The sequence below is a fragment of the Mediterraneibacter sp. NSJ-151 genome (genome assembly GCF_022487435.1).
GTDB classification, from domain to species: domain Bacteria; phylum Bacillota; class Clostridia; order Lachnospirales; family Lachnospiraceae; genus Schaedlerella; species Schaedlerella hominis.
The window spans coordinates 162,307-175,428 of the sequence record NZ_JAKVPP010000005.1 but is presented as its reverse complement, the minus strand read 5'-3'; the positions used below and the strand labels follow the sequence as shown (position 1 = coordinate 175,428).

12 protein-coding genes and 1 riboswitch are annotated in these 13,122 nt (G+C 37.6%); of the genes, 10 read left to right on the top strand and 2 right to left on the bottom strand.

Annotation, left to right across the window (positions count from 1 at the left end; translation table 11 throughout):
* The first annotated feature begins 60 nt into the window (after window positions 1–60).
* Both LQE94_RS06960 and LQE94_RS06955 read left to right on the top strand, forming a co-directional pair.
* The gene (locus tag LQE94_RS06960) at window positions 61–2,760 is read left to right on the top strand and encodes a sensor histidine kinase (protein ID WP_240577315.1); all 2,700 of its coding nucleotides are present in this window, start codon (window positions 61–63) and stop codon (window positions 2,758–2,760) included.
* Window positions 2,753–3,454 (top strand): response regulator, encoded by a 702-nt coding sequence (locus LQE94_RS06955; protein ID WP_240577314.1) that lies wholly within the window; start codon window positions 2,753–2,755, stop codon window positions 3,452–3,454. Before LQE94_RS06960 ends, LQE94_RS06955 begins: the two co-directional genes overlap by 8 nt.
* A gap of 298 nt (window positions 3,455–3,752) precedes the next feature.
* On the opposite strand, the gene LQE94_RS06950 is transcribed toward LQE94_RS06955, so the two are convergent.
* Together LQE94_RS06950 and LQE94_RS06945 are read right to left on the bottom strand one after the other, a co-directional pair.
* Window positions 3,753–4,508 carry an ABC transporter ATP-binding protein gene (locus tag LQE94_RS06950; RefSeq protein ID WP_240577313.1) on the bottom strand — a complete coding sequence of 252 codons (756 nt, stop codon included), beginning with the start codon at window positions 4,506–4,508 and terminating at the stop codon, window positions 3,753–3,755.
* A gap of 31 nt (window positions 4,509–4,539) precedes the next feature.
* Entirely contained in the window at window positions 4,540–5,010 is a 471-nt protein-coding gene (locus tag LQE94_RS06945) for a helix-turn-helix domain-containing protein (protein WP_240577312.1), read from the bottom strand.
* A 309-nt stretch (window positions 5,011–5,319) separates the two neighbouring features.
* Here LQE94_RS06945 and LQE94_RS06940 point away from each other — a divergent pair, with 309 nt between their 5' ends.
* The 8 genes from LQE94_RS06940 (at window position 5,320) to LQE94_RS06905 (ending at window position 13,112) form a co-directional block, all read left to right on the top strand.
* Window positions 5,320–5,514: a ribbon-helix-helix domain-containing protein gene (locus tag LQE94_RS06940; RefSeq protein ID WP_240577311.1), complete on the top strand. Its 195-nt coding sequence runs from the start codon at window positions 5,320–5,322 to the stop codon at window positions 5,512–5,514.
* A 36-nt stretch (window positions 5,515–5,550) separates the two neighbouring features.
* Window positions 5,551–5,673 (top strand): hypothetical protein, encoded by a 123-nt coding sequence (locus tag LQE94_RS16200; protein WP_276312709.1) that lies wholly within the window; start codon window positions 5,551–5,553, stop codon window positions 5,671–5,673.
* A complete protein-coding gene (locus LQE94_RS06935; RefSeq protein WP_240577310.1) occupies window positions 5,663–5,920 on the top strand; it encodes a hypothetical protein in 258 nt (85 codons plus the stop codon). The genes LQE94_RS16200 and LQE94_RS06935 overlap by 11 nt, the downstream gene beginning before the upstream one ends.
* A 69-nt stretch (window positions 5,921–5,989) precedes the next feature.
* Window positions 5,990–6,280, top strand: a complete 291-nt coding sequence (locus tag LQE94_RS06930) for a hypothetical protein (RefSeq protein WP_240577309.1) — start codon at window positions 5,990–5,992, stop codon at window positions 6,278–6,280.
* Between the two features lie 222 nt (window positions 6,281–6,502).
* Entirely contained in the window at window positions 6,503–7,015 is a 513-nt protein-coding gene (locus tag LQE94_RS06925) for a CarD family transcriptional regulator (RefSeq protein ID WP_118724459.1), read from the top strand.
* A gap of 774 nt (window positions 7,016–7,789) precedes the next feature.
* Complete coding sequence (locus LQE94_RS06915; RefSeq protein WP_240577308.1) at window positions 7,790–9,310, top strand: DUF5060 domain-containing protein; 1,521 nt, start codon at window positions 7,790–7,792, stop codon at window positions 9,308–9,310.
* Between the two features lie 685 nt (window positions 9,311–9,995).
* Window positions 9,996–11,162 carry an MFS transporter gene (locus LQE94_RS06910; RefSeq protein WP_240577307.1) on the top strand — a complete coding sequence of 389 codons (1,167 nt, stop codon included), beginning with the start codon at window positions 9,996–9,998 and terminating at the stop codon, window positions 11,160–11,162.
* Between the two features lie 293 nt (window positions 11,163–11,455).
* Window positions 11,456–11,552, top strand: a riboswitch (purine riboswitch).
* A 141-nt stretch (window positions 11,553–11,693) separates the two neighbouring features.
* Complete coding sequence (locus LQE94_RS06905; RefSeq protein ID WP_118724520.1) at window positions 11,694–13,112, top strand: NCS2 family permease; 1,419 nt, start codon at window positions 11,694–11,696, stop codon at window positions 13,110–13,112.
* Window positions 13,113–13,122 lie beyond the last annotated feature (10 nt).

Genomic DNA, 13,122 nt, shown 5'->3' with positions numbered 1-13,122 from the left:
ATACTTTTCTGAAATTTACTTATTATTCTATATAACGTTTTTGTACAAGGAGATGACCGTATGGGTGAAAGCAGACACAATCCGGATCAGTTATTAAAGGCAACCCAAGCTGATGAAGAAAACCGTAATAAAGGACATTTGAAAATCTTTTTCGGATACGCAGCTGGTGTTGGTAAAACCTACGCCATGTTAGAAGCGGCTCATATGGAAAAACAGCAGGGAATTGACGTGGTAGCCGGTTATGTAGAACCCCACGCATGCCCCAAGACAGCAGCTCTTTTGAATGGCTTAGAAGTTCTTCCTACAAGCGAAGTTCTCTATAATGGTATGATACTGAACGAATTCGACATTGACATGGCACTGAAAAGAAAACCACAGCTTATCCTTGTAGATGAACTTGCGCATACGAATGCCGAAGGGTGCCGTCATGCAAAACGGTATCAGGATATTAAGGAACTTTTGAATGCAGGGATCGATGTCTATACGACTGTCAATGTTCAGCATATTGAAAGCCTTTGTGATACAGTTGCATCCATTACGGAAATTGTTGTACGGGAACGCATCCCGGATTCTATTTTTGATAATGCAGATCAGGTTGAATTAATAGATATTGAACCACAGGATTTGATCAACCGTTTGAATACAGAAAATGTATACAGACAAACACAGGAAAAACAGGCAGTAGAAAATTTTTTTACAATAGAAAATTTGACAGCTCTCCGGGAGATTTCACTGCGGCGATGTGCGGACCGGGTGAATATCCTCACAGAAAATACCCGCATAAAAAATCATGGAGATTATCACACAGGCGAACATATTCTTGTATGTCTATCTTCTTCTCCATCCAATGCGAAAATTATCCGTACCGCCGCAAAAATGGCTTCTGCTTTTAAAGGGGAGTTTACGGCTCTATTTGTAGAAACCCCAGATTTTTCGGTGATGAGCGAGGAAAATGTAAAACGCCTGCGTTCAAATATTTGTCTTGCTGAGCAGCTTGGGGCAAAAATAGAAACAGTTTACGGAGAAGATGTTCCGTTTCAGATTGCGGAATTTACTCGTTTGTCCGGTGTGTCAAAGATTGTGATCGGACGTAGTTCTGCTACAAAACGGCATTTGCTCAGCAAACCGACCCTGACAGAAAAATTGATTGATTATGCCCCTAACCTGGATGTGCATATTATTCCGGATACGGTTTCTAATGCGGCAGTGTATCAGTTAAAAGAGGGAAGGAAAAAGAACCATATCCTATTCTCTGTCACTGATACATTAAAATCTACTGCGATTTTGATTTTATCCAGTTTAGTCGGAATGATTTTCCAGAAATTTGGATTTGACGAAGCAAATATCATTACTGTTTTTGTTTTAGGCGTTCTTATCACCGCTGTCATCACGAAACATCAGATATACAGCCTAATTTCCTCAATTGTAAGTGTTTTGGTCTTTAATTTCCTGTTTACGGAACCTCAATTTACCTTGCAGGCGTATGATCAGGGTTATCCTGTTACTTTTATTATCATGTTTTTGGCGGCATTTTTAACCGGTTCTCTTGCTATACGGATTAAAAACCAGGCAAAACAGGCGGCACAATCTGCTTATCGTACCAAAGTGTTATTTGATACAAACCAGCTATTGCAACAGGCAAAAGATAAAAATGAAATTGTATCTGCAACTTCAAATCAGCTCATTAAACTCTTGGGAAAAGATATCGTTTTTTATTTAGCTGATGGAGAAGTGTTGGATACGCCGCATATTTTTTCTGTGACGGAGGAAAATTTGGAATCGTGTATTTCCGAAAATGAAAAGGCCGTTGCCGGCTGGGTATTGAAAAACAATAAACGTGCCGGAGCTACAACAGGAACGCTTTCCAATGCAAAATGCCTGTACCTTGCTGTTCGCAGCAATAGTATGGTATATGGAGTTGTTGGAATCGTGATGGGGGAAATACCTCTTGATCCATTTGAAAACAGTATTCTACTGTCCATTCTCGGAGAATGTGCCCTGGCTTTGGAAAATGAGAAAAATGCCCGTGAGAAACAGGAGGCGGCTATCCTTGCAAAAAATGAACAGTTGCGAGCGAACCTGCTGCGTGCTATTTCACATGATTTGAGGACACCGCTGACATCCATTTCCGGTAATGCCAGCAACCTTTTGTCCAATGGCGATTCCTTTGATAATGATACAAAAAAGCAGCTGTACATGGATATTTATGATGATTCCATGTGGCTGATTAACCTTGTAGAAAACCTACTGGCTGTAACCCGAATTGAAGAAGGACGGTTAAATCTCCGTATAACGGAAGATTTGATGGATGACGTGATCACAGAAGCGTTACATCATATTAACCGAAAGAGTGAAGAACATCATATTTCCGTTGAAAGCAAAGAAGAATTTCTTCTTGCAAAAATGGATGCAAAGCTTATTGTTCAAGTAATCATCAATATTGTTGATAATGCTATCAAATATACACCTAAAAATTCTCATATTGTTATTCGGACAGAAAAGCAGGGAAAACAAGCAATCGTATCTATATCGGATGACGGAAACGGAATTGCTGACGAAATAAAGCCACGGATATTCGACATGTTTTACAGTGGTGCAAATCAAATCGCAGACAGCCGCCGAAGTTTAGGACTTGGATTATCTTTGTGCAAGTCCATTATTAACGCCCACGGCGGAGAACTTACTGTTTCAGATAATCTGCCGCACGGAACAGTATTTACATTTACATTACCGGCAGGGGAGGTCAAAGTATATGAATAAGTCACTAATATTAGTTGTAGAAGATGACACATCTGTCAGAAATTTAATTACAACAACCTTAAAAGCGCACGAATACCGATATCTGACGGCGCCCGATGGTCAATCGGCAATTTTAGAAGCATCTTCACACAATCCTGACATTGTTTTACTTGATTTAGGACTTCCTGATATGGATGGCATTGAAATTATTAAAAAAATTCGTACTTGGTCAAACATGCCAATTATCGTAATCAGTGCTCGCAGTGAAGATACCGATAAAATTGATGCGTTGGATGCTGGTGCAGATGATTATTTAACAAAGCCATTTTCTGTTGAAGAACTGCTTGCCAGACTACGAGTCACGCAAAGAAGGTTATTGATGATGCAAAAAGTATCCCCTGCCGAAGCGGTTGTTTTTGTAAACGGAAAACTTCGTGTAGATTATGCTGCAGGTTGTGCTTATTTGAATGAAGAAGAGTTGCATTTAACACCTATTGAATATAAGTTGCTTTGCCTGTTGACAAGAAATATAGGAAAAGTTCTGACCCATACTTTCCTTACGCAAAGCATTTGGGGAAGTAGTTGGGATAACGATATTTCCTCCCTTCGTGTGTTTATGGCAACACTTCGTAAAAAAATTGAGAAAGAACCGAACTCTCCACAATATATCCAAACACACATTGGTGTTGGGTATCGGATGCTGAAAGTTGATTGAACTTCACAACACCATAGTTAAAGTTGGAATATAAGTTGTAGATTTGTATACGAGACCCGTACGCACGGTTCAATGGGAGGGGCGAGAAAATATATTCTTCCTCTCCATATTAAATAACTAAACACAGACGGTAACTTTTGAATTTCTTCTAAGGGGGCTATTTAAGTATCGCTAAGTTTCACTTATATAAGCTAATAGGCAAAATTTAGTAGAATAACACGTAAAAAAGCACTGAAAATCGTTTGCTGACCGATTTATAGTGCTTTTTCTTTGACTACAAAGGAAAAATACAACGAATTTAGGTTTCGCGTAGTTTTGCATTTGAAGATCGCCATTTTCTTTTAGGTTCATGTATCCCACAATCGTCGCAGGAATTTGATTTTTCACCCGGATAAGTCTCTAATTGAAAGAGATTAATCATGCCGGGATTAAATTCATGGAAATTTAATGGTGCCTGGCACCAATGGTAGGCAATCGTAATATGATACTCTCTATTAATTTGTTTAAATAAATCTAATACTTTTCCTGCTGTCCGTACATCAAGACTTCCCGTAGGTTCATCTGCCAGTAAAATTTTACTCCGTTTCATCACCGCTCTGGCAATTGCTGCTCGTTGTTGTTCACCGCCGGAAATTTCATCCGGAAAATGTGTTTCATAACTGCTAATTTCAAGTTTTTTTGTAATGGATGTATATTCCCTTTCTATTACTGTTTCGTCTGAATTTATCATTGCACAAGGCAAAAAAATATTTTCTTTTACGGTCAATCCTGATAGTAAATTGTAATCTTGGAATATATAGGAAATCACTTGTTGACGGTATAATTCTTTTTCTTGTTCTTTCATAGATAATAAATTTTGTCCCTCAATTTTTACTTCACCGTCTGAAAAGCTTTCCATGCCGCCCAAAATACGCAATAAAGTGCTTTTTCCACTTCCAGAAGCACCCATGATTCCCAAAAACTCGCCATCCTCAACGATTAAATTCAAGTTATTTAAAATATATATATTATGAATATTATCATAAAATTTTTTACTGATATCATATTTAATCACACTTTCTTTATTTTTATAAAATGTTTATAAATCATTTTTTATTATTTTTTATATAAAATATAATTGCTATTGCAGTTGCAAGAAAAAGAATAATGATTGGTAATGTTATACCAGAAAAGATATTCCATAAAAATTCATTTTCCCATGAAATTTGGTTTATAAGCATAATTATGGCAAATGCGATAATATAAATTGAAGCACAGCCCAGTATGATATTTTTTGTTTTTTCTTTTTTGCGAATAGTATTTTCTAAATTCCTTTGTTGATTTTCTAAGGACTCTGCTTTTAGAGTGAGTGTATCTAATTCAGACGGTTTTAGAAGAAAATCAATCGATACATTAAAAATATCACTTAGTAGCTTTAGTTTGTCTGCATCAGGAATACATTGTCCGGACTCCCATTTTGAAATTGATTGCCTTGAAACATTTAGTTGTTCTGCTAGTTGTTCCTGTGTCAAATTATTGGCTTTTCTTAGATTTAATAGTTTTTCTGAAATATTCATATCAATACCTCCATTTTTTTAAATTTATTCTAGCAATATTTCTAATTGCAATCAATCAAGTAGTATAGGAATTACCGCAACCAGAAGTTGCAAAATGATAACATAGCGGAAGAAAGCCTATTAATGTTCTTTATTTCAGATTTCCGATACGAAATAGATCACGGAAATTGTATTTAAAAATTCTATGTAAGTTAAGATATATAATATTAATTTTTATGGCTTAATATCATGATTTTAAGTAAAAACATAATATATAACATATATTTAATCATTGTGTAAGCATAATATATGATTAAATGGAGGTGCAATATGGGTAATGATGATTTGGTTATTAAACCTAAAAAGCCAAAGGGAGAAGACGGATATAGAGTGTTTTCTATAAGAGTTAAAGAAGAAATTGTCGTTCAAATTGATACCATATCTATGAAAACAGGCAGAAGCAGAAATGAACTGATTGGTATACTTTTGGAGTATGCAATAGGACATTGTGTTATAGAAAAATAGAATGAAATGTATTTGTATAATTAAAAGGGGATTCAGATGATAAAAATTGCTATTTGTGATGATGAAAACGTTATTGCTAGCCAGATAGAAAATATTATTTGGAACATTTGTAAAGAGGAAAATGGAAATTTAATGGTGCCTGGCACCAATGGTAAGTGACAAGGCATATGCGAAGCTGCTTTTTTCAACGAATGAAATGCTGCAGAATCTGGAAGACAAATCGGATGCTTTTTACCGGAGACTCCTTGTTTTGGATATGAACCAGATGATTCCAAGAGATGAAAAAGATATACGTTTGAAAGAAAAGATTAAGGAAGAAGCGGATTATGCAATTCATATGGCAGTGACAGCACTGAAAAATGTCTATGAACGTGGGGAGCTTATTGAAAGTGAACACAGCAAATGATGTGTCCAGGAGCTGCGAAGGGCATCGGACAGTGTCTGTGCATTTCTGGATATAGAATATTTTTGGGGAATGGGATACATCACAGTAATCCTGTTTGCAATCGTACAGAATGGTGCTTTTCAGAATGATTTTGTAGACTTTTTCAGGACTCCATTCACGTGGTATCTTCGACTTTGCGAATGGTTGATGTACCCGACATATGATAATGGATTCAATCAAAAAATAGCACATACAAGTAGAGAAGCATGGGGTATCAGGATTCTGGTAATCGTAGCCGTGCTTTTTATTTTGGAAGTTGTCATGAAAATAATCGTGGAAGCAATAAACCGATACAAAAAAATGTGGGAAGTGTGTTGCTAAGAATGCATCTTAGAAAGAAGTTTGAGTACATGTAAATGCATGGTAATAATATCTAAAAAGAGAAGATACATTTTTAGTAAAAACCGCTTTTGCAATAAAAATGAAATAGTTTTATAATAAAATTAACAGTGGGAAGCGTAATAGTAACAGGAGATAATCAAAGCTCTTTTGTACGTTATACTTTTACGGAATAAAAGTGTTGGTCAGTAAGGAGAGAAGTTTATGAAATATGAAATTGGAGACTTGGTCAGTAAACCAGTTACAGGTATTTGTAAAATAGAGGATATTTTATATTTGAATCCGCAGGACGAAAGAAATAATAAATTGTATTATCTGATGAAACCAATTGAAGATGAAAAAGAAAAAATATATGTTCCGGTTTCAAACGCAGATTCAAGGCTGAGACTGTGTATGACAAAGAAAATGGCATGGAGTTTGATTAAACGAATTCCAGAGATTCCAACAGCATGGGTGAATAATGAAAAAATGAGAGAGCAGAATTATAAAGAAGCAGTAAAAGCAAATGAACCAGAAGCTTTAGTTTCTATTATAAAAATGATTTATCAGAGGAACCAGAAAAGACTTGCTCAGGGAAAAAAATGTACCGCAACGGATGCAAGATATTTTCAGACAGCAGAGAATTTATTATATATGGAATTGGGAGTGGCACTTGGAAAACCAAAGCAGGAAATATGTGAAACAATTATCGAGTATATTAACCAGAGCAAACTGTGAATTAGTGACGACGTAATATTCCCATGGCTGCTGATTTCCGGCAGATGGAGTTGCCATAGCTGCCCGGAGCAGCTGTTCTACTTTTCTCTACTCTATTTGTCTGTCCAGATAATTTCGGATACTTGTTCTGTGAAAAATTTCGTTCATTTTCTTACCTCCAATTTGTGTGCGAAAATTGTTTTTAATAATTTATGTGACATGCAATAACTATAAATGCAGGCAACGATTTCTGCGATCCAGACTACGTACCAGCCATGTGAAATGCCAGAGATTTTTATGAAAATCAAGAGGCAGAGAACTAATAAAATAAGTTGCCTTATAGCAGCACTGACCATATTAATGATGCCGTTTCCGGTGTATTTTGGAGACAGGGAGACACAGAAGAACTACAGAGAGTAAAGAACGGAGAAAAAATTTAATACACTGAACTTATAGAAGAGAACTGTTAGTGCGTCAAAGCATTAGCAGTTCTTTTTTCGTGTAAGGGAGGTGGTGCCGTTGGGCTGCGGAATACAATTTCTCGGATGAATCTATATCCGATACAAGGTCTGCAATTCTAATCTAAAACAAGGCAAATCTAAGGAGACAATATTATGGCATTTAAGAAATTTTGTTTTTGATTAGAAATAAAGTTCAGTAAAAAATTAAGCAAAATTCACTTAATTTAAACGTGAAATTAAGTTTTCCTGTTGTTATGATAATAAAAGAAACAGACAGGTCTTGCTGCGATATGGCAGAAGATGCGGGAAGATCATTGCGAAAAGGAGGAAAAAAATGAAGCAGTATGAAGTATTTGAACTGGTGCTGAACGGACAGCCGCCGGAAGGATCAGAAGCACTTGCGGAGGTGAATGCTGTTTTTTCACTGGACGGACAGGAAAAGGAAGTAAAAGGATTTTATGACGGAAACGGAGTCTATAAGGTTCGTTTTCTGCCAGAAAAATGTGGGGTCTATTCCTGGAAGGTGAGCGGTGCTGTCGTGGATGAGGGAACAGAAGAATGTGTTCCGGGAGATGGACACGGTCTGGTCCGTGCAGAAAAAACACACTTTGTCTATGAGGATGGAAGCCGATATATCCCATTTGGAACAACAATCTACGCTCTGGTTCATCAGGAGGATGCCCTTGTCAGGGAAACGATGGAGTCACTGAAGAAGGCTCCGTTCAATAAAGTGCGCCATTGCGTTTTCCCGAAATCCTATGAGTTCAATCAGAATGAACCGCCCTGTTTTGCATTTGAAAAGGACGGAGACGGCAAATGGGATGTGAATCGTCCGAATTACAAGTTCTGGGAAAGACTGGAAAAAGCAATCCTTGAACTTGCAGACATGGGTATTGAAACGGATCTGATTTTGTTCCACCCATATGACAGATGGGGGTTTGCAACAATGACTGCAGAGGAGAACGAGATCTATCTCAGATATGCGATTAGAAGATTGGCCGCTTTTCCCTCTGTCTGGTGGAGCATGGCAAATGAATATGATATCTGTTTCGCAAAGACTGTAGAAGACTGGGCGAGATTCGAGGAGATTATCAAAGAGGAGGATCCTTACGGTCATCTGCTCAGCAATCATTACTGCATGAAACCTTATGACAACAGCAGAGAGAACATTACTCATCTTAGTATGCAGAATATCCTGTTCTATAAAGCGCCCCAGTGGATTAGAGAATACAAAAAGCCTCTGATTTATGATGAGTGCTGCTATGAAGGGGATATCCATCTTTCCTGGGGAAATATTTCTGCGGAGGAAATGGTACATCGGTTCTGGTGTGCATATTGTGACGGGGCATTTGCGACCCATGGAGAGACTTTTCTTTCAGACGATGATGTGCTCTGGTGGGCAAAAGGCGGAAAACTCAAGGGAAAAAGTCCGGAAGGGATCGCGTTCCTTCGTGAAGTGATGGAAAGTCTGCCTGGGGCACTGGAACCCTGGGATGAACCGGTCTGGACTTTGTATGAGCCGGATCTTCAGGACGGTGATGCTCCTGCAGATCTGATGGAGAATCCCTTTTTTAAACTCGGTGCAAGTCTGACAGAGGCGGAAAGAGACGCTCTGAATCTGAAAGACAGTGCATACTGCGGACATTATGAGGAGAAAGCATTTATCAAATATTACGGTATACAGCAGCCGGGAAGATCCTGCATGTTCCTTCCGAAAAACCATACCTACAGAATCGAGCTGATCGATACAAGGGAGCGGAAGAAATCTGTTCTCATGAACGGGGCTTCCGGTACAGTGTGGTTTGATATGCCGGGGAAAGAAAAAATGGCGGTTTTTGCAATAGCGACGAGCTAAAGTCCGGGCTTGCCCGAGACCTTGGATGCCGATTGTACTGAAGATCTTCAAGACATGTGGAGACCGTGTGCCTCTTGAGCAATCGAAAACCAGATATCACGGAAAAACTCAGCGTGGATATGGATGATTACTACCGTATTGTAAATGGTAAAGATCTTAAATAAAACCGAATAATACACTGAATCAAAGCAGGATAGAAGCTGTTGATGCGTTAGAAGATAACGTGTCAGCAGCTTTTTCTTGTGGGTCGGATAGTAAAATGTAGGTGGATGTGGTAAAATGTAATGAACGTCTTGTCAAGAGATGAAAGTATTTCATATGGTTTTTCAACTGAACGATAAAGAACAAAAGAGTTTTTAAAGTACCTGTTTACCATAGTAGAAACGAATAAAAAAGTTGAACTTTTTCCGTGGACGAATGAGGTTCAGGCTGTGATATGGATAGTGGAATGTATCAAGATATTTTTGCTACAGAATTTGTTGATATGTTTCCACGAACAAACGGAGATATTTTGGTATAAACCATATTAGCTTGAATGGGTCTCCGATAACCGACATCAATCCGGACCTATCGAGCCAAGTGGAATATCGGGGAATATTGAGAGAACCATGGTATCATTTACAGATTACAAAAAAGTGTTAATAAGTTAAAATATGAATTATTAAAGAAAAGGAAGTTTACATCGATGTTTCAACTATTATTACTTATTATTTACTTATCATTTATTAGTTTGGGATTGCCGGATGCGTTGCTTGGAGCAGCGTGGCCATCCATGTATCGGGAATTACACGTGTCGATATCATATGCAGGTGCAATTTCGATGATCATTGCATTTGGAACCATTATTTCCAGTTTGCAGAGTGATCGACTGACGAGAAAATTAGGAACGGGAAAGGTAACTGCAATCAGCGTAGCGATGACGGCGGTCGCGTTATTTGGATTCTCCACCAGTCATTCTTTTGTGGCATTATGTTTGTGGGCGATTCCTTACGGACTCGGTGCGGGAAGCGTAGATGCTTCTCTGAATAATTATGTGGCATTACATTATGAGAGCAAGCACATGAGCTGGCTGCATTGTATGTGGGGAATCGGTGCGGCAGCAGGACCATACATTATGGGATATGTCCTGACAAACGGAAGAAGTTGGAATAGTGGATATCGAGTGATATCTGTATTGCAGATTATACTTACAATGATTTTGATCTTCAGCCTGCCTCTGTGGAAGAATCGACCAGAGATTATAGATGACAATGGACAAGAAGTCTCAGCAAAAGCCTTATCTTTAAGAGAAGTTATCCGAATACCGGGAGCAAAAGAAATCATGGTATGCTTTTTCTGTTACTGTGCATTGGAACAGACCGCGGGATTGTGGGCAAGCAGTTATCTGTCATTATATAAGGGTGTATCTGCAGAAACAGCAGCAACATTTGCAAGCATGTTTTACATAGGCATTACCATTGGACGTGCGCTAAGTGGATTTGTTACAATGAAATTAAATGATGTTCAGATGATTCGGTTAGGACAAGTGCTGATCGCGGTCGGAATCTTAATTATGTTCTTACCATTTGGTCAGACATTGTCATTGGTTGGTTTGATAGTGATCGGACTTGGATGTGCACCAATCTATCCATGTATAATCCACTCTACGCCAACGCATTTTGGTGCAGATAAATCACAGGCAATTATCGGGATACAGATGGCAAGTGCGTATGTGGGAACATTGTTGATGCCACCTGTTTTTGGGTTGATTGCAAATCATATCACGGTTGCGTTATTGCCGGTGTACTTATTTATTATTTTGATTTTGATGTTTGTGATGCATGAGGCGTTGACGAAGAAAACAAAGGAATAGATTATGAATTTATTATTGACAAACTTCAATTGATGCAATCAATTTTGGAAAAAGATAAGACAATAAGAGTTCTCAATGGTCTTCTGGATAAAAATGTAATTACACGAAGAGGAGCAGGACGCGGGGGAAAATATAGGGTGAATTAGAATGTGTCAAGGTCTCTGAAATGTGCATAAATACATAAAAATGCAAAAAATAAAAACAAAACATACAATATACACAAAAAACAATCGCGCTTTTTGAACATAAAATCAATGATAATTGTAAACAAATATATTATAATGGTATTAAATTAATTAATGCGAATGCTATTATGTATATGCTGGAGATTGGTCCAGTGTTTCTACCAACTACCGTAAAGGGTTGACTACATAATCTTATGTAGTGACTCTTTTTTTGTTTGCCTAAAAAGAGTTTTGTTTGATGCCCCTTTTTAGGCTAATATTTTTTATAGGGAGGAGGAATTTTTCATAACAAGAGCCGAACTGCATGGATGGCAGAATTGCAAAATGTGAAAGTGAGGTTATACTAATGGAAAAAAGGGATAGTTTTTTTGAAAGATTTTTTGGGATTTCACAAAGTGGTTCTACAATGAAAATTGAAATTTTAGCGGGAATAACAACATTTATTACAATCGCTTATATTCTCATTCTGAATCCACAGATTTTAGCAGACCCATATGTAATTATGGGAGATACTGTTATGGCAGGAAAGATTTCCAATGGTGTATTTATTGGTACTTGTATTGGTGCATTCATTGGAACAACATTATGTGCTCTGTATGCAAAGGTTCCGTTTGCACAAGCTCCGGGAATGGGACTGAATGCGTTTTTTGCTTATACCGTTGTATTAGCTATGGGATATACCTATAATCAGGCATTAGTAATTGTATTCATATCTGGTATTTTCTTTATTGTTATTACAGCAGTTGGACTTAGAGAAGCAATCATCCGTTCAATTCCGGATGCTGTAAAAATGGCGATAACGCCAGGAATTGGTTTATTTATTACGATTATCGGTTTGAAAAATTCTGGATTAGTTGTAGGAAATTCAGCAACACTTGTAAGTATGGTAGATTTTGCACAGTGGAGAAGTGAAGGTGGAGATGTTTCATTAATTTGTGGAGCACTTGTTGCACTGATCGGTCTGATTGTAATTGGTGTATTAAATGCACGAAATGTAAAAGGTTCTATTATCATTGGTATTTTAGTGGCAACTGTAGCAGGAATTCCTTTGGGAGTTACACAGTTATCTTCTTTTGATATGAATTTGGGCGCAAAATTCAGTGATTTTGCAGAAGTATCATTATTTAAAATGGACTTTGCAGGTTTATTTGCAGGGGACAATATAGTAAGCACATTCTTTACAGTAGTAATGCTTGTACTTAGTTTTTCTTTAGTTAATATGTTTGATTCTATTGGAACTCTGATGGGTGCTGCAAGACAGTCTGGTATGATTGATGAGAATGGAGAAATCCTTCACATGAAAGAAGCATTGATGTCAGATGCGATTTCAACAGCAGCAGGTGCTATGGTTGGTACATCTACAGTTACAACAGTAGTAGAATCCAGTGCAGGTATTGCCGCAGGTGGAAGAACAGGTATGACAAGCTTAGTAACAGCAGTAATGTTTCTTGCTTCAATCATATTTGCACCAATAGTAAGTATCGTACCGGGTCAGGCAACAGCTCCAGCTCTGATTTTTGTAGGTATTCTGATGCTTAGTAATATTAAAGAAGTTGATTTCAGTGAAATGTCAAATGCATTGCCAGCATTCTGTACAGTTGTATTTATGCCATTCACATATTCTATTGCAAATGGTGTAGCAGTTGGATTGATCACATATTGCTTTATGAAACTGTTTACAGGTAAAGCTCGTGAAATCAAAGCTTTGACATGGATTATTTCAATTATATTTATCTTACGTTATGCCTTTATGACATTGGGATAAAGCAGAAGGA